Source organism: Micromonospora maris AB-18-032 (genome assembly GCF_000204155.1).
Taxonomy (GTDB): Bacteria; Actinomycetota; Actinomycetes; order Mycobacteriales; family Micromonosporaceae; genus Micromonospora; species Micromonospora gifhornensis.
Genome location: NC_015434.1, coordinates 295,991 through 316,520, shown reverse-complemented (window position 1 = coordinate 316,520; position 20,530 = coordinate 295,991). Strand labels below are relative to the sequence as shown.

General features: G+C 70.8%; 16 protein-coding genes, 1 pseudogene and 1 riboswitch. Of the genes and pseudogenes, 8 read left to right on the top strand and 9 right to left on the bottom strand.

Annotated elements, in window-relative coordinates; genetic code table 11:
• The first annotated feature begins 327 nt into the window (after positions 1-327).
• Positions 328-1,305, top strand: coding sequence for a serine hydrolase (locus tag VAB18032_RS01550; protein WP_013731007.1), 978 nt, complete (start codon positions 328-330; stop codon positions 1,303-1,305).
• Positions 1,305-2,249, top strand: a complete 945-nt coding sequence (locus VAB18032_RS01545; RefSeq protein WP_013731006.1) for a hypothetical protein — start codon at positions 1,305-1,307, stop codon at positions 2,247-2,249. The genes VAB18032_RS01550 and VAB18032_RS01545 overlap by 1 nt, the downstream gene beginning before the upstream one ends.
• 185 nt (positions 2,250-2,434) lie before the next feature.
• Here the strand turns inward: VAB18032_RS01545 and VAB18032_RS01540 are convergent, their stop codons facing one another.
• On the bottom strand, positions 2,435-3,286 hold the full coding sequence (locus tag VAB18032_RS01540; RefSeq protein WP_013731005.1) for a menaquinone biosynthetic enzyme MqnA/MqnD family protein: 852 nt from the start codon (positions 3,284-3,286) through the stop codon (positions 2,435-2,437).
• Positions 3,287-3,602: 316 nt separating this feature from the next.
• Between VAB18032_RS01540 and VAB18032_RS29830 the strand changes: the two genes are divergently transcribed.
• From VAB18032_RS29830 to VAB18032_RS01515, 5 genes and pseudogenes are all read left to right on the top strand, one after another.
• Complete coding sequence (locus VAB18032_RS29830; RefSeq protein ID WP_013731004.1) at positions 3,603-6,005, top strand: HelD family protein; 2,403 nt, start codon at positions 3,603-3,605, stop codon at positions 6,003-6,005.
• 33 nt (positions 6,006-6,038) lie between these two features.
• On the top strand, positions 6,039-6,944 hold the full coding sequence (locus tag VAB18032_RS01530) for an ABC transporter ATP-binding protein (protein ID WP_013731003.1): 906 nt from the start codon (positions 6,039-6,041) through the stop codon (positions 6,942-6,944).
• Positions 6,945-6,956: 12 nt separating this feature from the next.
• Positions 6,957-7,694 carry an ABC transporter permease gene (locus VAB18032_RS01525; RefSeq protein ID WP_013731002.1) on the top strand — a complete coding sequence of 246 codons (738 nt, stop codon included), beginning with the start codon at positions 6,957-6,959 and terminating at the stop codon, positions 7,692-7,694.
• 98 nt (positions 7,695-7,792) lie between these two features.
• On the top strand, positions 7,793-8,557 hold the full coding sequence (locus VAB18032_RS01520; protein ID WP_013731001.1) for a VOC family protein: 765 nt from the start codon (positions 7,793-7,795) through the stop codon (positions 8,555-8,557).
• A 245-nt stretch (positions 8,558-8,802) separates the two neighbouring features.
• A pseudogene (locus VAB18032_RS01515) lies at positions 8,803-10,028 on the top strand (IS110 family RNA-guided transposase).
• 236 nt (positions 10,029-10,264) lie between these two features.
• Here the strand turns inward: VAB18032_RS01515 and VAB18032_RS01510 are convergent.
• The 7 genes from VAB18032_RS01510 to mqnE all read right to left on the bottom strand — a co-directional run bounded on the left by VAB18032_RS01510 (position 10,265) and on the right by mqnE (position 17,633).
• Entirely contained in the window at positions 10,265-11,086 is an 822-nt protein-coding gene (locus tag VAB18032_RS01510; protein WP_013730999.1) for an ABC transporter ATP-binding protein, read from the bottom strand.
• The gene (locus tag VAB18032_RS01505; protein WP_013730998.1) at positions 11,083-12,174 is read right to left on the bottom strand and encodes a FecCD family ABC transporter permease; all 1,092 of its coding nucleotides are present in this window, start codon (positions 12,172-12,174) and stop codon (positions 11,083-11,085) included. Before VAB18032_RS01505 ends, VAB18032_RS01510 begins: the two co-directional genes overlap by 4 nt.
• Before the next feature lie 31 nt (positions 12,175-12,205).
• Positions 12,206-13,141 carry an ABC transporter substrate-binding protein gene (locus VAB18032_RS01500; RefSeq protein WP_013730997.1) on the bottom strand — a complete coding sequence of 312 codons (936 nt, stop codon included), beginning with the start codon at positions 13,139-13,141 and terminating at the stop codon, positions 12,206-12,208.
• An 85-nt stretch (positions 13,142-13,226) separates the two neighbouring features.
• A riboswitch (cobalamin riboswitch) is annotated at positions 13,227-13,359 on the bottom strand.
• A gap of 128 nt (positions 13,360-13,487) precedes the next feature.
• Positions 13,488-15,368, bottom strand: coding sequence for a M14 family metallopeptidase (locus VAB18032_RS01495; RefSeq protein ID WP_013730996.1), 1,881 nt, complete (start codon positions 15,366-15,368; stop codon positions 13,488-13,490).
• Positions 15,369-15,532: 164 nt separating this feature from the next.
• Complete coding sequence (locus VAB18032_RS01490) at positions 15,533-15,886, bottom strand: DUF4229 domain-containing protein (RefSeq protein WP_043722643.1); 354 nt, start codon at positions 15,884-15,886, stop codon at positions 15,533-15,535.
• A 75-nt stretch (positions 15,887-15,961) separates the two neighbouring features.
• A complete protein-coding gene (locus VAB18032_RS01485; protein WP_013730994.1) occupies positions 15,962-16,384 on the bottom strand; it encodes a hypothetical protein in 423 nt (140 codons plus the stop codon).
• 79 nt (positions 16,385-16,463) lie between these two features.
• Entirely contained in the window at positions 16,464-17,633 is a 1,170-nt protein-coding gene (gene mqnE / locus VAB18032_RS01480; RefSeq protein WP_013730993.1) for an aminofutalosine synthase MqnE, read from the bottom strand.
• 266 nt (positions 17,634-17,899) lie between these two features.
• Here mqnE and VAB18032_RS01475 point away from each other — a divergent pair, with 266 nt between their 5' ends.
• Positions 17,900-19,447 carry a C40 family peptidase gene (locus tag VAB18032_RS01475; protein WP_013730992.1) on the top strand — a complete coding sequence of 516 codons (1,548 nt, stop codon included), beginning with the start codon at positions 17,900-17,902 and terminating at the stop codon, positions 19,445-19,447.
• 644 nt (positions 19,448-20,091) lie between these two features.
• Here VAB18032_RS01475 and VAB18032_RS32015 read toward each other — a convergent pair.
• On the bottom strand, positions 20,092-20,439 hold the full coding sequence (locus VAB18032_RS32015; RefSeq protein ID WP_013730991.1) for a hypothetical protein: 348 nt from the start codon (positions 20,437-20,439) through the stop codon (positions 20,092-20,094).
• Between the last annotated feature and the right edge of the window lie 91 nt (positions 20,440-20,530).

The following is a 20,530-nucleotide window of genomic DNA, read 5'->3' as shown; positions in this document are numbered from 1 at the left end:
GGGTGTCACAGAAATGCGAAGCAGCATCGAGCTACGCAGCGGGCATGAAAAGTGACGCTCAGCAGCTATGACTTGCCTCACAAATTTCCCCATAAATGAGCGCAACTGGCTCACAACCGTTCGTTAACCCGCCTTCATGGCCGGTTGGCCGGTGTCGAAACCTGGCAACCCGGCGATCCGCACGTAGACTTCGCACGTCACACCGATCGGCTAGCAGCGATCGCCGACCAGAAGAGGGCCAGAGTCCCCCGGCCCGCAGGCGACCCAGGCCGGTCAGTCCTGGCAACAAGCCGGCCCCCCGGCCTGACATCTGGAGCTCACCCGCTCATGCGATCCCGCGTGACCATGGTGTTCGCCGTCACAGCACTGGTGCTCGGCGGCGTCATGTTGGTGCCCGCCGCGTACGCCCGGCTCTCCGCCGGGACGAGCGACGGCGCGGTGGCCAGCGTCGCCGCACCCACCCCGCAACCCCCGCCACCACCGACCCTGGCGCCGGCCAAGGTCTCGGTGAACTTCAAGGGGGAGTTCTTCTCCTGGGCACTCATGGATCGCGAGACGGGCAAGGTCTCCGGCTCGAAGAACATGGCCGCGACCAGCTCCACCGAGTCCATGCTCAAGGCCTGGATCGTCGCCGACTACCTACGCCAACTGGGCGACAAGGAGCCGACGGCAGCCCTGAAGAAGGCCGCCAGCCTGGCCATCCGGGACAGCGACGACGATGCGACAAACGCCGTCTACCGTGCCGCCGGCGGCTCCTACGCGGTGCCGGCCGGTGGGCAGCCCGGGCCGGTGGTCAAACGAGCAATCAAGACCTGCGGCCTCACCGACACCAAGCGGGGCAACGTCCCCGGCTACGAGGGCTGGTGGAGCTTCACCCGGATGTCCCCGCGTGACGCGGTGCGGCTCGGCGACTGCATCGCCGACGGCAAGGCCGCCGGCCCCAAGTGGACCAAATGGGTGCTCGCCGAGATGAGCAAGGTGCGCGGCAGCACCGCCGCCAAGGATCAACAGGAGCGCTCTGGCGGCGGCCGGTGGGGCATCATCGACGGCCTGCCCGAGTCGATCCTCAGCCAGGGGCCGGTAAGCATCAAGAACGGCTGGACACCGCTCAGCTATGACGGCAACTGGCACGTCAACTGCCTTGCGGTGACCGAGAAGTGGAGTCTTGCGGTGATGCTTCGCTATCCGTACAGCCAAGGGCTCGACTACGGCTCGGACGTCTGCGCGAGCGTGACGACGCAGCTGGTCACCCCGCAGCCCGGCGGTGCCATCAAGGTGCCCCAGCAGCCGATCGGCAAGCTCTGATGGCCGGCCACATCCGACGCCGTGCGCGTACGGCGTCGCGATTACGTCTCGTCGCCATCGCCTCCGTCCTGGTCGGCCTGGTCCTGGTGTCCTTACGACTGCTGCCCGGCTCGCCGTTCGAATCCACCGCCGCCGCTCAATGGGGACAGGCAGGATCATCAGACAGCCGCGGCAGCGACCTGACCGATCGCAGCACCCGACCCCCGCCGCCCTCCGCCAGCCCCACACCGCCGCCCGAGCCGCTGCCGTTCGAGGCGAAGGAACTCGACCTCGACATCGACGGCTGGTACGCCTGGAGCGTGCTGGACCGCCGGTCGGGCGAGATCATCGGCTCGGACAACATGGCCGAGACCAGCACCACGGCTTCCCTGATCAAGTCCTGGATCGTCGCCGACTTCCTGCGACGCAGTGACGACGCCGGGCAGACCCCGAGCGACGCGAAGCTGGCCGACCTGACGAAAATCATCAGGGACAGCGACAACGAACGCACCCAGACGCTGTACACGCAGATCGGCGAATCCGCCTCGATCAAGCGCCTGCTGTCCACGTGCGACCTGACCGACAGCAAGGTCTCCAGCGACCTCGGGTGGAGCCGCACCGAACTGTCACCCCGGGACGTGGCCCGACTCGGCAACTGCATCGCCGACGGCCGGGCGGCCGGCCCCACCTGGACCAAGTGGCTGCTCAACGAGATGCGACTGGTACGCGGTGCCGGCGACTTCGGCATCCGCAAGGCGTTCCCGGCCGCCGAGGCCAAGAAAATCGCCATCAAGAACGGCTGGGTCGACCGGGAGCAGGAGCAGGAGATTCACGTCAACTGCCTGGCCATCGGCGACACCTGGACGATGGGCGTCATGCTCCGCTACCCCATCAACAAGGGCTACGACTACGGCATGACCACCTGCCAACAAATCACCAGAGCCCTCCAAACCCCCACCCCCTAACCCACCCACCCCCTCGCCCCGTGCGCCGTCGCCCCCTTCGCGCGCGGTCGCCCCTTTCGCCGTCGATCTTGCACTCTTGGTCGCCGAAACGCGGCTTATGCCCGAGAAGTGGCGACCGAAAGTGCAAGATCGCGGAGGTCTTGGGGCGTGAGGGCGTGAGGGCGCGCGGGGGTGGGGTTAGGGGGTTAGGGGGTGAAGAAGGTGGGGCCTTGGGGTGGGAGGGGTGGGGTTTGGCCCAGGGCGGTGGCGTGGCGGGCGAACTCGCGCAGGCCGGCTACCTGGCGGTCGCCGAGGGAGAAGTCCAGCGCCTGGTAGTAGGAGGCCAGGGTGGCCGCGTCGAAGGGCTCCCAACGGGCCGCCGACTCGACGACCTGGTCGAGCTCGGCCAGGCAGAGGTCACGCGAGCGCAGGAATGCGTCGTGCACCCCCTTGACCAGACCGGGGTGGGCGGCGGCGAAGTCGCGACGGGCGGCCCAGACGGCGAAGACCATCGGTAGTCCGGTCCACTCCCGCCAGGCCTGGCCCAGGTCGGTGACCGTCAGGCCACGGCTGGGTGCCTCGTAGAGGGCGCGCAGGGCCACGTCGCCGATCAGCACCGCCGCGTCCGCCTCCAGCAGCATCTGGGTCAGATCGGGCGGGCATCGGAAGTACTCGGGCTGCACCCCGTACCGCTCGCGCAGCAGGAGTTGCGCGAGCAGGACCCCGGTCCGCGAGGTGGAGCCGAGGGCCACCCGGGCCCCGTCCAGCTCGGCCAGCGGGCGGGTGCTGACCAGGTTGACCGACAGCACCGGGCCGTCGCTGCCGACCGCCAGGTCGGGCAGGAGCAGCAGTTCGTCCGCGTGACGCAGGTACTCGACCAGGGAGATCGGCCCGATGTCCAGGTCACCGCCGACGAGTGCGGCGTTGAGCCGGTCCGGCGTGTCCTTGTACAGGTCGACGTCGAGCAGGGCACCGGAGCGCATCAGGCCCCAGTAGATCGGTAGGCAGTTGAGGAACTGGATGTGCCCGACCCGGGGGCGGGCGACGCGCTCGACCATGCCCCGACCGTATCCCCGTCCCCGCTGACCGGCTCAGCGGACCGGCACCTAAGTGGCCAACCCCGCACCAGGCGACCCCGTCCCTGACCCATCGGACCCGACTCGGCCGCAGTGTCTCCTCGCACCGGCCCGGCCCAGGCCTGCGCGGTGCTGCGCGCGGTGTGGCCGAAATTCGGTTGCTGCCGACGCAGTGAAGGGTAGGCTTCCTGTCCCGCCCGACGGCCGCGGTGAGTAGCACCGGAGCGGACGTCCCCCGCGCCGGCCGACAGTCGGAAACGCGAGCGGCAGCCTTCTTCCCGTGTCAAGGAGTACGTGGATGAGCCTGCACGCCCAACAGCTCCCGCAACCCACACCGCACCGCCCGCCGACGCTCGACGACGAACTGGCCGCCGAGCGGGCACACCTGTCCGACTCCCGAGCCGCGCTGGCCCGGATGCGAGAACGCGCCGAGGCGCTCTTCGCCACCGGCGACAAGGTCGCCGGGGACAGGTACACCGCCGAGCAGCTCGGCCGTCACCTTGCCCGCCGGGTCGCGGAACTGGCCGACGACCCCCGCACCCCACTCTTCTTCGGTCGTCTCGACTTCGGTTCCACCGACATCCCAGCCACCAGCAACACCCCAGCCACCAGCAACACCGCCACCAGCGACGTCGCGACCACCACCGATACCGCAGCCACCACCGGCCTCGACCTCACAGCCACCGCCGACACCGGAGCCACCGCCGACACCGCGCCCACGAATACCGCCGGCGCCGCGGCCACCACCGGCATCGAGGACGGCGACTACACGGAGCAGGCCGCCAGCGCCGGGTACGGCGAGCACGCCGGGCGGCGCTATCACGTAGGGCGCCGGCACGTGACCGACGAGCAGGGCGAGCCGCTGGTGCTGGACTGGCGGGCACCGGTGTCCCGGGCGTTCTATCAGGCCAGCGCCCGGGACCCGCAAGGGTTGGCGGTACGGCGTCGGTTCGGGTTCGACAACGGGATGCTGACCAGCTTCGAGGACGAGCACCTGGATCGAGGCGAGGAACTCGGCACCGCCAGCCGGATCCTGACCGCCGAGATCGAGCGGCCTCGGGTGGGGCCGATGCGGGACATCGTCGCCACCATTCAGCCCGAGCAGGACGAGTTGGTCCGCGCCGACCTGGCCCAGTCGATCTGTGTGCAGGGTGCGCCGGGCACCGGGAAGACCGCGGTCGGGCTGCACCGGGCCGCGTACCTGCTCTATCTGCACCGGGAGCGGTTGCGCCGGTCGAAGGTGCTGGTCGTGGGGCCGAACCGGGCCTTCCTGGCGTACATCGCGGCGGTGCTGCCCGCCCTCGGTGAGGTGGAGGTCGAGCAGGCGACCGTCGAGGACCTGGTCGACCGGGTGGTGGTGCGGGCGGTGGACCCGCCGGCCGTGGCGGTGATCAAGCACGACGCCCGGATGGCCGAGGTGCTGCGCCGGGCGGTCGACGCGTACGTCGGTGAGCCGACCGAGCCGATCGTCGTCTCCGACGGCTCGTTCCGTTGGCGGATCGGACTGGAGCCGTTGCACCGGCTGGTCCAGGAGACCCGGGCCGAGCAGTTGCCGTACGCCCTCGGTCGGGAGCGGGTGCGCGCCCGGGTGGTCGCGCTGCTGCAACGGCAGGCGGAGGCCCGGCGGGCGGAGTCGCCGAGCGAGGCGTGGCTGCGCCGGATGGGCCGGTCGAAGCCGGTGACGACCTTCCTGGACACGGTCTGGCCGGCGTTGACCCCGGACGGGTTGGTGCACGCGCTGCTCGCCGATCCCGCCCGGCTCGCCGCAGCGGCCGACGGCCTGCTCACCCCCGCCGAGCAGGCGCTGCTGACCGGCCAGGACACCACCCGGACGACCACCGACGCCCCTTCCGGCACACCAGAGGCCACCGCGCCAGAAGGCAGCGGCACGCCAGCAAGCAGCGGCGGCGCACCAGGGAGCAGTAGACCTCGGTCCGGGACGAAGCTGGGGCGTACGCCGAAGGCCACCCGGTGGAGCGCCGCCGACGCGGTCCTGATCGACGAGGCGGCCGGGCTGATCGAGCGGCCGGGCAGCTACGGGCATGTGGTGGTGGACGAGGCGCAGGACCTTTCGGCCATGCAGTGCCGGGTGATCGCCCGGCGCAGCGAGCACGGTTCGCTGACCCTGCTCGGCGACCTGGCGCAGGCGACCGCGCCGTGGGCGGCCACCGACTGGCGGGTGACCCTGCGCCACCTGGGTAAGCCGGACGCGACTGTGGTGCCGTTGACCGTCGGTTTCCGGGTACCGGCTGACGTGCTCGCCTTCGCCAACCGGTTGCTGCCGTTGCTCGCCGTGGACGTGCCGCCGGCCGAGTCGTTGCGCCGCGACGGGGTGCTCACGGTGCGTACCGTGACGGATCTTGTCGGGGCGGCGGTGGCCGAGGTGGGCGCGGCGCTCGCCCACGAGGGGTCGGTCGCGGTGATCGCCGCCGCCGACGCGGTGGACCGGCTGGTCGCGGCGCTCGCGGCGGCCGGGATCGAGACCGCTACCGCCGCCGACGCGGGCGGCGGCCCGCGCGTCACGGTCGTCCCCGCCACCGAGGTCAAGGGCCTGGAGTACGACCACGTCGTCGTGGTCGAACCGGCCGATATCGTGGCGGCCGAGCCACGCGGGCTGCACCGGCTCTACGTGGTGCTCACCCGGGCGGTTTCCCGGATGTCGGTGCTGCACCGTGCGCCACTGCCCGCACCGTTGGCCTGACCGACGGTATTGCCACCACCTGGTGAACCGAGAATGATCAAGCTCGTGGAAAGAGACATCCTCGCCCGTGCCGAGCGGGTCAGCCGCCGGTACGGCGACGTCCTCGCCCTGGATCAGGTCGACCTTGAGGTACGGGCGGGTGAGCTGGTCGGCCTGCTGGGGCCCAACGGTGCCGGCAAGAGCACGCTGATCAGCCTGCTGGTCGGGCTGCGTAAGCCCACCTCCGGTCGGGTGGAACTCAACGGCGGTGACCCGCGTGACCCGGCGAGTCGGCGGCAGATCGGTGTCACCCCGCAGGAGACCGGGCTGCCCGGCACGCTGCGGGTCGGCGAGGTGGTCGACTTCGTCTCGGCCCACTACCCGGACCCGGTGCCCCGGGGCGACCTGCTCGACCGGTTCGGCCTGGCGGAACTGGTCCGGCGGCAGTGCGGCGGGCTCTCCGGTGGGCAGAAGCGTCGGCTCGCGGTGGCGCTGGCCTTCGTCGGCCGCCCCCGGTTGGTGGTGCTCGACGAGCCCACGACCGGGCTGGACGTGGAGGCCCGCCACACCCTGTGGGAAGCCATCCGGACATTCCACGCCGACGGCGGCACGGTGCTGCTGAGCAGCCACTACCTGGAAGAGGTGGAGGCGCTGGCCCGTCGGGTGGTGGTGATCGGCCAGGGACGGGTGCTCGCCGACGACACCGTGGACGCGGTCCGGGCCGTGGTCGGCGTACGCCGGGTGAGCCTGACCGCTGACACGCTCCCCCCGCTGCCGGGGGTGGTACGCACCGAGCACGTCGACGGCCGTACCCACCTGCTCACCGCCGACGCCGACCAACTGGTGCGGGACCTGGTCACCAGCGGGGTCGAGTTCCGCGACCTGGAGGTGCGCCCGACCTCGCTGGAAGAGGCGTTCCTGGCCATCACCGCCACCGATGCCACGCCAGCCGCCGCCTGAGGGGATCTCGACGTGCAACTCGCCCTGGTACACGCGCGTTACCAACTGCTGGAGACCGTCCGCATCCCGGTCGCGATCTTCGGTAGCGCGTTCTTCCCCGCCGCCGCGATGCTCTTCTTCGTGGTGCCCTTCGCCGGCAAGGACGCGGTCGGTGCCACCTACGCCACCGCCGCGATGGTCACCTTCTCGGTGATGAGCGCCAACATCTTCCAGTACGGCGTGGGTGTCGCCGAGGACCGTGACCAGCCCTGGAACCCGTACACCCGGACGTTGCCGGCCGGGTCGGCCCCGCGTTTCGCCGGCCGGGTCATGGCCGGTCTGGTCCTCACCTACCTCTCGCTGGTCCCCGTGGTGGTGATCGCCGCGACCCTGACCGAGGCCCGGATCGACCCGGCGTCGTTCCTGCTTGCCCTGGTCACCGTCACCGTCATCTCCGTGCCGTTCACCCTGATGGGGCTGACCATCGGCTATTCGCTGCCCAGCAAGGCGGCGATCGTGGTGGCGCAGCTCGTCTTCTTCCCGCTCGCCTTCGGTGGTGGCCTGCTCTCCGCCCCGGATCAGGCACCCGGTTTCATCGAGGCGATCGCGCCGTACCTGCCCACCCGGGGTGCGGTGGAGCTGATGTGGGCGGCGGTCGGCGACTACTCGGTCAACCTGCTCTCCCTGGTCATGCTCGGTGTCTGGGTGGTGGTGCTGGCCGCCCTGGCCGGCTGGGCGTACCGCCGGGACGAGGGTCGCCGGTTCAGCTGACGTTCCCCCGGTTTCCGGCCCGGATCATGCTCCGGCGGTGCCACGATGCCGGTGAGGGTGGTCGGGCGGCGGCCACCGCCGGGTCGAGAGGGGTAGCCGTGGCCAGCGTCCCGTCGGGCACGCCGTGCTGGGCCGACCTGGCCACGCCAGGGCTCGACCGGGCCCGGCGGTTCTACCCGGAACTGTTCGGCTGGACCGGGCGGGTGGACCCCGAACCCGAGGCGGGCGGCTACACGACCTTCCAGCTCGACGGTCGGGCCGTCGCCGGGGTGGGGCCGCCGGCCGTACCGGACCAGGTGCCGATCTGGTCGACGTACGTCGCCACCGATGACGCCGACCTGGTCACCGGGCGGGTGGAGCGAGCCGGTGGGCAGGTGGTCGTACCGCCCTTCGAGGTCTTCGACCGAGGACGGATGGCGGTCTTCAGCGACCCGGCCGGTGCCGCATTCAGCGTCTGGCAGCCGATGGCGTTCTCCGGGGCCGAGGTCTTCGACGTACCCGGCGCGATGTGCTGGACCGAGCTGGTCACCCCCGATACGGACGGCGCACGGATCTTCTACGAGCTGGTCTTCGGGTGGCAACCCGAGGAGGAGCCGATGGGACAGACTTCGTACACCGGTTGGCGGCTCGGCGACCGGATGGTGGCCGGCATGATGCCCCCGCGCGAGGAGGCGTTCGCCGCCGACTCCCCCGCCTACTGGACGCTCTACTTCTCGGTCGCCGACGCCGACGCCACGGCCGCCCGCGCCGCTGAACTCGGCGGCACCATCCTCGTCCCACCCCGCGACATCCCCGCCGGCCGCGTCACCGCCCTCCGCGACCCCGACGGCGCCCTCTTCTCCCTGATCGCCCTAACCCCCTAATGGGAGCTACCGGGTCAGCCGTTGGCAGACTCGGTGCCTGGTAGCCGCGGGCGGGTGAGCACTTTCATCCCCTGGACCGATGTCGAGTCCTAGGGTCAGACCGTGCCCCCGCTCGTGGTCGGGAGACGGATGGCTGATGGGGTGTCGTGCCTGCCGAGAACGTTGGCGTGAGCACTGGTCCATTAGGGCGCTGAGGTCTTCCGCGGGCTGCTGACATGGGAGCCGTGACGCAGCGGAGGCATGTAGTGCTGTTCGTGGGTGACGATTGGGCCGAAGACCACCACGATGTGGAGGTACAGGACGAACATGGCCGGGCGATGCGCACCGCCCGGTTGTCTGAGGGCGTGGACGGGATGGCCCGGTTCCATGAGCTCGTCGCCCGGTTCCTGCCTGAGGACGCGAAACCGTCGGATGTCCTCGTCTGCATCGAGACCGACCGCGGCCCGTGGGTACGGCCCTGATCGCGGCTGGCTACCAGGTCTACGGGGTGAACCCGAAACAGGCAGCCCGGCACCGTGAGCTGCTGTCATTGTCCGGGGCCAAGAGCGACAAGGCCGACGCGCACACCCTGGCCGACATGGTCCGGACCCGTCGCCACCAGCTGCGCCAGGTCGCTGCGGACTCCGACATCGCCGAGGCAGTCAAGGTCGTGGCCCGGGCCCACCAGACGCTGATCTGGGAACGCACCCGGCACATGCTGCGGCTACGGGCGGCACTGCGTGACTACTTCCCGGCCGCGCTGGCCGCCTACCAGGTGTTGACGCTCACGGGCGCCGACGCTCTCGAACTGCTGGCCAAGGCGCCCACGCCCGCCGCGGCGGCGAAGCTGACCATCGGGCAGATCAGCGCCGTGTTGAACAAGGCCCGCCGCCGGGACATTCCGGCCAAGGCCGCCGCGATACAGCGGGCCCTGCGCACCGAACACCTGGGCCAGGCCGACATCGTCGCCGGCGCCTACGCGGCCACCGTCCGCGCCACCGTCGCGGTCCTGCAAACCCTCAACACCGAGATCCGCACCCTCGAAGGGCAGGTCGAGGCCCATTTTGGCCAGCACCCGGACGCTGAGGTCTACCTCAGCCAGCCCGGCATCGGCGTCATCCTCGGCGCCCGGGTGCTCGCAGAGTTCGGCGACGCGGCAGGCCGCTACGCCAGCGCCAAGTCCCGCAAGAACTACGCCGGCACCGCACCGATCACCCGCCAGTCCGGCAAATCCAAGACCGTCCACGCCCGGTTCATCCACAACGATCGCCTCGTCGACGCCTTACACATGCAGGCCAGCGCCGCGGTCCTGCACGACCCCGGCAGCCGCGCCTACTACGACGAACTCCGCGCCCGCGACATCGGCCACAACGCCGCCCTACGCCAGGTCGGCAACCGCCTCGTCGGAATCCTCCACGGCTGCCTCAAAACCACCACCGTCTACGACAAGAACACTGCCTGGTCACACCGTGAGCTAACCGCCGCAGCTTGACACCTCAGCCCCTGGGGTGTCTGACCCACCCCCACCACGCCACGCGATCTGCCCCGCGACGCGCTGCCACCCCCTCGCCGCCGATCGCGCCCCGCCGCCCGCCGCCCGCCGCCCCGCCGATCTTGCACTTTTGGTCGCCCATATACCCTTCATGTCCTTTATGCCCCGACCAAAAGTGCAAGATCGCGGGGCCCGGGGCGGGGCGCGAGGGCGCGGGGCGCGGGGGGGTGGTGGGGTTAGGGGTGGGAGGGGCGGGTGGGGAGGACCAAAGGGCCGTGGGGGCCGGGGATGACGGTGACGTGGGCGCGGTAGTGGTGGGAGAGGAGGTCTTCGGTGAGGACCTGGTCGGGGGTGCCGGTGGCGGCGATGCGGCCGTTCGCGAGCAGCACCATGCGGTCGGCGTACTCGCCGGCGATGGAGAGGTCGTGCATGGTGGCCACTACGGTCAGGCCCTCGGTACGGCGCAACTGGTCGACCAGTTCCAGCACCTCCTGCTGGTGGCCGATGTCCAACGCGCTTGTCGGCTCGTCGAGCAGCAGCAGGGTGGCGCCCTGGGCCAACGCCCGAGCGAGGAAGACCCGCTGGCGTTCCCCGCCGGAGAGGGTGGCCAGTTCGCGGCCGTGGAACCCGCCGAGGTCCAGCCGGTCCAGCAGTTCGTGCACGACGGCCAGGTCGGTGGCGGACTCCCGCCCCAACGGCGGGATGTACGGGTTCCGACCGAGCAGCACGTAGTCGAGCACCGCCATCCCGGGCGGCACGACCGGGGACTGGGCCACCGTGGCCACCACCCGGGCCCGTTCCCGGCGGCGCAGGTCGCGCAGGGGCGTACCGAAGAGGCGGACCGCGTCCGGTGCGGGCAGCAGGCCGCCGACGGCGCGCAGCAGGGTCGACTTGCCGGCGCCGTTCGGACCGATCACGGTGACCCACTCGCCCGAGCGCACGGTCAGGTCGATGCCGGCGAGGATGGGCACCCCGTCGAGCTTGACCTGAAGACCACGCACCTCGACGGCAGGCACCTCGGCGGGGGACACGACGGCGGGCACCTCGGGCCGGGTCATGTCAGCACCCTTCGGGCGGTACGCAGCACGAGGACGAAGAACGGCCCGCCGAGCAGCGCGGTGACCACTCCGATCGGGATCTCCTGCGGCGCGGCGGCGGTCCGGGCCACCACGTCGGTCAGGGCCAGGAAGGCGCCGCCGAACAGCAGTGACAGCGGAAGGATCACCCGGTAGCTCGACCCGGCCAGCATCCGTACGGTGTGCGGCACGATGATGCCGACGAAGCCGATCAGGCCGGAGGCGGAGACCGCGGCGGCGGTGCCCAGCGAGGCGGCGGCGATCAGCAGGTACCGCGACCGCTGCGGGTGCAGGCCGAGGCTGGCCGCCTCGTCGTCACCGACCGAGAGCACGTCCAACTCCCGCCGGTGCAGCAGCACGACCACAGTGGTGATCAGGAAGTACGGCAGGACCAGCCGGACGTCCTGCCAGCCGGCGGTGGCCAGTCGCCCGAGCAGCCAGGAGTAGACGGCCTGGATGCTGTCCGCATTGCGTTGCAGCAGGTACGTCTGCCCGGCGGAGAGGAACGCGGAGACGGCCACCCCGGCCAGGATCAGCGCGGCCGGCGAGCGACTGCGCCCACCGGCCGCGCCGAGCAGGTACGTCATGATCACCGCCCCGAGCGAGCCGACGAAGGCGGCGAGCGGAATGGTGGGCGGCAGGCCGGTCAGCGCACCGCTCGCACCGACGCCACCGATGGTCAGCACGACGGTGACCGCCAGCCCCGCTCCCGCGGCCACCCCGAGCAGGTACGGGTCGGCCAGCGGGTTGCGGAACACGCCCTGGTATGCACCGCCGGCCAGGGCGAGCAGCCCGCCGACCAGCAGTCCGAGCACCACCCGGGGCAACCGCAGCTCGGTGACGATGGCGACTTCCCGCTCGGTCAGTCCACTGTCGACGTGCACCCCGGGCAGCAGGTTGAGCAGTTCGAGCGCGACACTGCCGGGGGGCAGGCTGACCGGGCCGAGTGAGACACCGGCGACGACCGCGACGAGTACGGCGACGACACCGGCGGCGAGCCAACGTTTCCGCAGGCCCGCCGGCCGGGTCGCGGGCGAGACGGACGGTCCCCTTTTCAACGCCTGGCGCATGGGAAGGGTCCCTGTCAACGCCTGCCGTTCGTCACTTCTCGGCCTTGGTGGTGGCGTCCACGATGGCGCGCAGCAGGTCCACCACGCGCGGGCCCCAGCGGGAGGCGACGTCGTCGTCGAGTTCCACGATCTGGCCCTCGCGTACGGCGTTGATGCCCGCCCAGCCGCTGCGCGCCGAGACCGTCGCGGCGCTCTGCTGGCAGCACTTGACGTCGGAGAGGAAGACGAAGTCCGGGTTGGCCGCGACGATCATCTCCTGGGAGAGCTGCGGGTAGCCGCCGCTCTTGCCGTCCGCGTCGGCTGCGTCGGCGATGTTCTCCAGGCCGGCGAGGGAGTAGATCGAGCCGATGAAGGTCTTGCTGGTGACGGTGTACAGCTCCGGGCCGAGCTCGTGGAAGTAGGTGGGTGCCTGAACCCGCTGCGGCACCTCGGCGACGATCTTCGCGATGTCGTCCTTCATCCGCTGCACGACGTCGGCGCCGGCGGTGGCGTTGCCGGTGAGCACACCCAGGTCGGTGATCTGCTGGTACGTGTCGTCGAGCGTCTGCGCCGCGGGGGTCAGGTAGACCGGGATCTTCAGCGCCGCCAGTTGGTCGACGATCTTGTTCCGGTCGTCGCTGAGCACCACCAGGTCAGGGTTCTTGGCGGCGATCGCCTCGGCGTTGGGCTGGTAGCCGGACAGGTCCGTCTTCGGCGCGTCGGCCGGGTGGTTGGACTGGTCGTCGACCGCGACGACCTGCGGGCCGGCGCCGACCGCGAAGAGCATCTCGGTGGCGGTCGGCGCCAGCGAGATGATCTTTTCGGGACGCTGTTCCAGCGTCAGCGATCCGACGGTGACGGGAAAGGCGCCGCCGGCCGGGCTGCCGCTGGCCGTGGGGGTCTCGGTGGTCTTCTCGGCGCAGGCACCGAGCGCCAGCGCGGCCACCGCGAGGGTGGCGGCGAGAATCCGGGGGGTACGTCTGAACATCGGTCCTCCTGTCGGTCGAGGAGTGTGGTGCTTCGCCGACAGGGAGCCACAGGCACCCGTGGGCGAGGCGCCCTTCCTCGAGAGCGCGTGTCGCGACCGCGCCACAGGCGACCTGGCTCGTCCCCCTTTCGGGGGCATCACAGTTGCGGGACAGCGCCGGTTTCACACCGACTTCGCTGTGGCGGGTCGGTAGAACCGTAGCGCACGCCCGGTGGCCGCCCCGCCGAGCCGTGGGGAGCAGCCACGTGGGTCGGCTCGACGTCGAGCCGACCCACGCATCTGGTACCCGAGTCATTTCCTGAAGACGGGGCCCCGCGCGAGGGGGGTGTGGCGGGGCCCCGTCGGTTCAGGAGGCGGTGATGGTGACGTTGTCCACAGCCGCCTCGACCAGGCTGGCCGTCGAGGCGTCCGCAGCCTCCACCAGGATTCGGATCGACTGCCCCGCGTACGGGGTGAGGTTGAGGTTCGAGGTGGTCCAGGCGCCGTTGCGGTTGCTTGCCGCGCCGGCCTGGCTGAGCAGGGTCGTGGTGCCGCCGTTGTGCACCACGCTGACCCGGAAGTAGTCGGCCGACGACGAGTTCGAGCCGTGGGCCAGGTACCAGGCCAGGGAGAGCGTCAACGTGCCGCTCGACGGCAGGGTGATCGCCGGGGAGCGGGCGCTTGTCACGCCGCCGTCGACGTCGTAGTCACCGGCGGCGGAGCCGGCGAGCCGACCGGTGACCAGGTCGTTGCTGCCGGCGTACGGGGTGAGCTGCTTGGCCCCGCTGGAGTTGGTGGCCTGGGCGGCACCCCGCTCCCACTGGCCCGACGTCGCGGTGTCGGTGCCGTTGGGGTTGATCGTCCAGCCGGTGTTGGTCTCGAAGGTGTCCGACCAGACAGTCGTACCGCCGCTGCCACCGCCGCAGTACTGGGCCTGCTTGTTGATCGCCCGGTACGGGCAGTCGGCGTACTCGGCGAGGATGAGCACCGCCTCCCGGTTGCGCGAGGTCTGCTGCGGGATCACCTCGTCGGGCGGGTAGAAACCGCCGCCGGAGGCCGAGCGCGGGTACAGCTCGAAGGTGTACGCCCAGATGCCGTGCACCGCCCACATCCAGTCGATGCTGCTGCCGTCGGTGATGTACAGGTCACTGGACTGCTGCGGGGTGAAGTTGTTTGTCGCGGCCATCTGCCGACCGATGGTGGCGAAGGTGTTGTACTGGTCGGCGTTCATCCCGGTGGCGGTGTCGTTGTACGTGTAGCCGTACGGCCAGAGCACCAGCTCGGAGTAGGTGTGGAAGTCGATGTTGGCCTTGATCTGCTGCACGCCACCGACGACCCGGCTGTTGACGAAGTTGCGCAGCGCCTGGGTCTCCGGCGCGGAGAAGGCCGAGGGACCCCGGTAGGTGTCCGACGAGGTCGAGCTGGAGGAACCGCCGCAGCAGCCCCAGTTGTAGCTCCAGTTGCGGTTGAGGTCCGTGCCGACGTACGACGATCCGCTGTTGGGTTGGCGGTTCTTGCGCCAGGACCGGTAGGAGCCGGTGGCGATGTCGTACTCGCTGCCGTCCGGGTTGACCGACGGCACGATCCAGATCTCCCGGTTGTTGACCAGGTTGGTGATCCGGGAGTCGGTGCCGTAGCTGTCGGTGAAGAGGTTCATCAGGTAGATGGCCATCTCGACCGTCAGGTGCTCACGGGCGTGCTGCTGCGAGTTGAACAGGATCTCCGGCTCGTTCTCGTCCGTGGCGACGTTGTCGGAGATCTTGATCGCGACCAGGTCCCGACCCTCGTACGAGGTACCGATGCTGATCTTGCGGGCGATAGCCGGATGGTCCGCGACGACCTTGTTGACCACGGCGACCATCTCGGCGTAGTCGTGGTAGTTCGCGTCGGCCGGCGGGAAGGCCAGGGCACCGACGTCCCCGTGGTCGTGCCCACGGTCGGTCGGCGGCGCGGCGATCGGCTCCAACGTGAAACCGAGCCGGGTGATCGCGGCAGCCTCGGCACGGGTGGCCGAGATGTGCAGCACCCCGTGCTCGGAGTAGTCGATCGCGGCACCGGTGCGGGCGACCGCGGTGCGGTCGGCCAGCGTACGCGGGCCGAGCACCCGGTAGGGCGCGGCAGCCGGCTGTTCATCCCGGTCCGGTGCGGGTCGGGCGGAGACCGGTGGTGCGGAGAGTGCGAGCAGGCCGAGACCGGCGGCGACGATCATCGCCAGCGTCCGGCGGACAGGGATGGATCGGAAGGCCATGGACAACCTCCTGGAGGCGCGGGGTTTTCCCGCTCGGTAGCGGCCAGCCCACCACCGGTCACATGGTCATATCAACATCGATCGCTGTTTCGCCCATCCCAACCTGATCCTCACGTCGGCAACATGGTTCCGCCGACGGATGCTCGACGAAGCCGAGCGCCTGCTCAGGCCGCCGGACCGCGCCCGGAATCGGAGCTGCCCGGCTGCTCGGTCGAGGAACCGGCGTCGCCGGTGGCCTGGTCGGTCGAGGTGCCGGCGTCACCGGTGGCGGCCTGGTCGTCGCCGGCCAGGGCGGAGCGCAGTTGCTCCTTTTCGGTACGGCGTCGTTCGGCGGCGGCGGCCATCTCCTCGGCCATCTCGTCACGCCAGCCCTTGAGCAGGAAGAACGACAGTGCGGCGGAGAACAGCAGCGCCACGATCAGCTTCAGGAAGATGTCGATGTCGACAGGCCAGAGGGCCGCCACCACGACCGCGAACAACCCGACCCGGCCGAGTGTGTACTTGACCGCCGCACTCACGTTCATCCACTCCGCTCGTTCACGTCGCCATGTGCGTTCCGACCAGCCCACTCCGGGCGGTCCACCCGACCCGGATCAGCTCGTCCGGTTGACCAACCAGCGCACGCCGGGGAACCAGACCAGCGCGTAGACCACGGTGAAGGTCACCGCGGCCAACCCGCCGGACGCCAGCGGCGGCAGCCCGGTCGCGAGCCCGGCCACCAGCAGCCCGGACACCACCGCCACGGCGACGGCCACCAACGCGGCCACCACCCGGGGGGCACCGAACTCCCAGGACCGGAAGTCCTCCCAGAAGAGCCAGGCGGGCAGGATCACCGCCAGCCAGCCGTTGGCCTGGCCGAAATCACCGGCACCGAACCAGGCGAAGGCCCCGTCGAAGAGCACCAGCACCAGCATCCCGATGACCGCACCGGCCAGCGCCACGCCGATCAGGTCACCCAGGTGTTGGATGCGCCCCTCGGCGTCCCGCCGGGGAAAGGTGCTCTGCTGCTCGCTCATCTCGCTGACGAGGGTACGCGAGCCGGGTCGACGCCCTCGCGCTGGCCAGCGCGAGGGCACTGGCCGACGCGTCGAGAGGTCAGGCCCAGACCTGCTGCGGCTCGGCCCGACGCTGCGCCAGGGTCGGCGCGGCATCGTACTCGCGGACCACCTCGTAGCGGGTGTTGCGCTCGACCGGGCGGAAACCGGCGTCCCAGATCATGTGCAGCAGGTCGTCGCGGTGCATGGTGTTCGGCGTGCCGTACGAGTCGGCGTCGTGGGTGATCTTGTATTCCACGACGGAGCCGTCCAGGTCGTCCACGCCGAAGTTGAGCGACAACTGGGCCACCGAGAGCCCGTGCATCACCCAGAAGCACTTGACGTGCGGGACGTTGTCGAACAGCAGCCGGGAGACCGCGAAGGTCTTCAGCGACTCGGCCGGCGAGGCCATCGTGGTGCGGGCCTGGATCCGGTTACGGATCTTGCCGTCCGCCGAGTCCACGAAGTCGTGCTGGTAGCGCAGCGGGATGAAGACCTGGAAACCGCCGGTCTCGTCCTGCAACTCGCGCAGCCGCAGCACGTGGTCGACCCGGTGCCGGGGCTCCTCGATGTGGCCGTAGAGCATCGTGGACGGCGTCTTCATGCCCTTGCTGTGGGCCAGCCGGTGGATCCGCGACCAGTCCTCCCAGTGGCAGGCGTGGTCGACGATGTGCTGCCGGATCTCCCAGTCGAAGATCTCCGCGCCACCGCCGGTCAGCGACTCCAGGCCGGCGTCCATCAGCTCGTCCAGGATCTCGTCGGCGCTCAGCCCGCTGATCTTCTCGAACCACTGCACCTCGGTCGCGGTGAACGCCTTGAGGTTGACCTTCGGCAGCGCGGCCTTCAGCTCACGCAGCACCTTGGGGTAGTAGCGCCAGGGCAGGGTCGGGTGCAGGCCGTTGACGATGTGCAGCTCGGTGAGCTGCTCGTCCTCCATCTCCTTGGCCTTGCGGACCGCCTCGTCGATGCGCATCGTGTACGCGTCCTTCTCGCCCGGCTTGCGCTGGAACGAGCAGTACGCGCAGCTCGCGCTGCACACGTTTGTCAGGTTGAGGTGCCGGTTGACGTTGAACATGACCCGGTCACCGTTGAGCTCGGTGCGCTTGTGGTGGGCCAGTCGCCCCAGCCAGGTCAGATCGTCACTGGCGTAGAGGGCGATGCCGTCCTCCCGGGTCAGTCGCTCTCCCGCGTACACCTTCGCTTCGAGCTCACGCTTGAGTCCGGCGTCCATCGAAAGCCCCGTCCCCTCCCAGTGCGGTCACGACCGGACCCCGGCCGCAATTCAGAGCCTACGTCGGGCACCCGGGCAGCTCACAGCGCCCTCTGCCGGACAGCACGCCGCTGATCGGACTCTCAGGCTTCTGTGACCCGCTCAGACATCGACACCGTCGTACCGGTGAGGTAAGACAGGGTGGGGGACGACACACCCTGGTACCGTCCCCGATCCGCCGCGTCCTCACCACGACGCGGTTGCAGCACCACCGGACGAGGAGCGCAATGGTCGACAGCGGGCATGGACGACGGCAGCGGCGACGACCTCCGGTGATCTCACCGGTGCTCCGGCCGATGCTCTGGTCTGCGCTGCTCAGCGCCGTTGCCACCACCGTCCTCGCCGCACCGGCGTACGCCGAGCCCGGCGTGCCCGTCACGGTGCCCGATACCGGTTCCCGCCCGGTGGTCACCGGCCCGCTGCAACTGCCCGGCGGCACCCCGGCGACCGTCACCCCCGGTGTGATTCCCACGACCTCGTCGCCCGGCGCCAGCGCCCTTGAGCAGCAGATCAACGCCGCCGAGGCGCGGATCGGTGAGCTGGGCACCCAACTGCTCGACCTCAAGCAGCAGCTCACCGAGGCCGAGACCCAGCAGGCGACCGCCGCGCGTGACCTGGAGTTCGCCCAGGCCGCGCTGCAGCAGGCACAGCAGTTGGCCGACCAGGCCGCCGCCCAGGCGATCAAGGTCGACGCCGCCCTGCCCACCGCCGGCTTCGCTGCCGACCTGCTCGAACTGGACCTGCTCCGGCGGGTCAACCGCGGCGAACGGGCCGAGCACGACACCGCACCGGCCGCCGGTGAGCTGGCCCGCGCGCAGACCGACGCACAGGTGGCCACGCAGGCGTACACGGCGGCCGAGTCCCGGCTGCGCGGCGTCCAGGAGCAGCACACCGCGACTGAGAAGGCGCTGCGCGACGAAGAGGCCAAGCTGGTCAAGCTGCGCGAGCAGAACGCCACCCAGCTGGTCGAGCTGGCCCGCCAGCAGGAACGCGCCGAGCAGCAACTGGGCGCCGACTACCCCACCCAGTCGGCGGACGGGCTGATCGCGCACCCCACCGCGCTGGCCGCCCTCGCGTACGCGCGCCGGCAACTGGGCGACCCGTACGTCTGGGGGGCCACCGGGCCCAACTCGTTCGACTGCTCGGGTCTGGTCTGGTCGGCGTACCGGTCGGCGGGCTACTACAAGCTGCCCCGGGTCGCCCGCGACCAGTACTACGCGACCAGGTCGCGCACCGTGTCGCGGGCCGCGCTGCTCCCCGGCGACCTGCTCTTCTTCGCCAGCGGCAGCAGCTGGCGGACCATCCACCACATGGGGATGTACGTCGGCAACGGCAAGATGATCCATGCGCCGACCAGCGGTGACGTGGTGAAGATCTCGACGGTCCGCTGGTCCCGGCTCTACGCCGCGACGCGGGTGGTCGGTGCGGTGCCGGCTCCGTCGGTCACCCCCACGCCGACGCCCAAGCCCACGCCGAAGCCCACTCCGACCACGCCCAAGCCGACGCCCACCACGCCGAAGCCGACGCCGACCACGCCACGGCCCACACCGACGACGCCATCGCCGACGCCGAACCCCACACCCACCCCGTCGGACACCCCGCCGCCCTCCGCCACGCCACCGGGCACCACCACACCGACGCCGACGTCGACGGGCACGCCCGGCGACAACGGCGACAGCGACGGCGGCGACGACACCAGCCCGACCACGGCGGCGACCAGCCTCGCTCCGCAGGAGAGCGTCTCGGCCACCCCGTCGGCGGTGGGCGGGCGCTGACGCGGCTGAGTCCCGACCCACCGATCGACAGCTGGCCGGCGCCGTACGGCCCCACTCGGAAGACTGTGGGCACTCCGGCTGTGCCATCCCGCCGGAATGTGGCACGGTGTCACTCAGGCACTCCCGGTCGCGTTGAGGATCCGGGTGCGAGCGTGGCGCGGAGGCACGGATGAGCGAGCACGAGGTTCCGGCGACAGCCGACTCTGGATCGACTCCCCCCGCCTCCGCCACACCGGCATCCGATGCCGTTGGCGCATCGGCTCCCGCCGCCTCCGCCAGCGAGCCGGCCCCGGGCGTCACGCCCAGCACCGCAGCCGGGCCGCCGGCCTCGGCCAATCAGCCTGCGGTGGGACGGGCGGGTGTCCCGCGACCGGCCGACCGGGAACCCGCCCTGACCGCCCCAGCCGCGGGAACCGCGCCCACCTCGCCGGCCGGCCCCACCGGACCCGCGCTACCGGCCGCCGCGATCAGCCCCGCATCGCCTCCCGGCGCAGCCGGGCTCACGTCACCTGCTGGCCCCGGCGGGGTGGGTGGACCGGTGCGGGCCAGCGTCCGAGTGCCGGGAATGAGCCGGGTGAGCGTCGACGAGGCGCAGGCCGCCGGTGCCGGCGGCAGGGCCTCCGGGGTGTACCGGTCAATGCCGGTCAGCCCCGAGCCACCAGAGCCCGCCCAACCGCCGGAACCAGCCCAACCGCCAACCCCGCCGACGCCCGAGCCGGAACCCGCGCCACGTCCACCAGCACCGGTTCCACCGGTACCGGGGCCACCCGCGCCGCCGTCCCCGGCACCACCGATACCTGGTCCGCCCGCGCCGCCGGCACCGGGTCCGCCTGTGCCGTATCCGCCGGGACCGGTGCCTGCGCCGCCTCCCACACCCCGGCCCTCGCCGCCACTGCCGGGGCCACCGACGCCACCGCCGGCTCCGCCGATGCCGGCACCACCGCCTCCGCCGGGCCCGATGCCCGCGCCACCGTTCCCGCCTCCACCTGCATCCAGCGCGAGCGTGTCGTCGGGATCGGCTTCGCTACCAGCCGGGCGGATCACCGGAACGGCTCCGGGGGCGTCGAACCGGGGCGGCGGCAC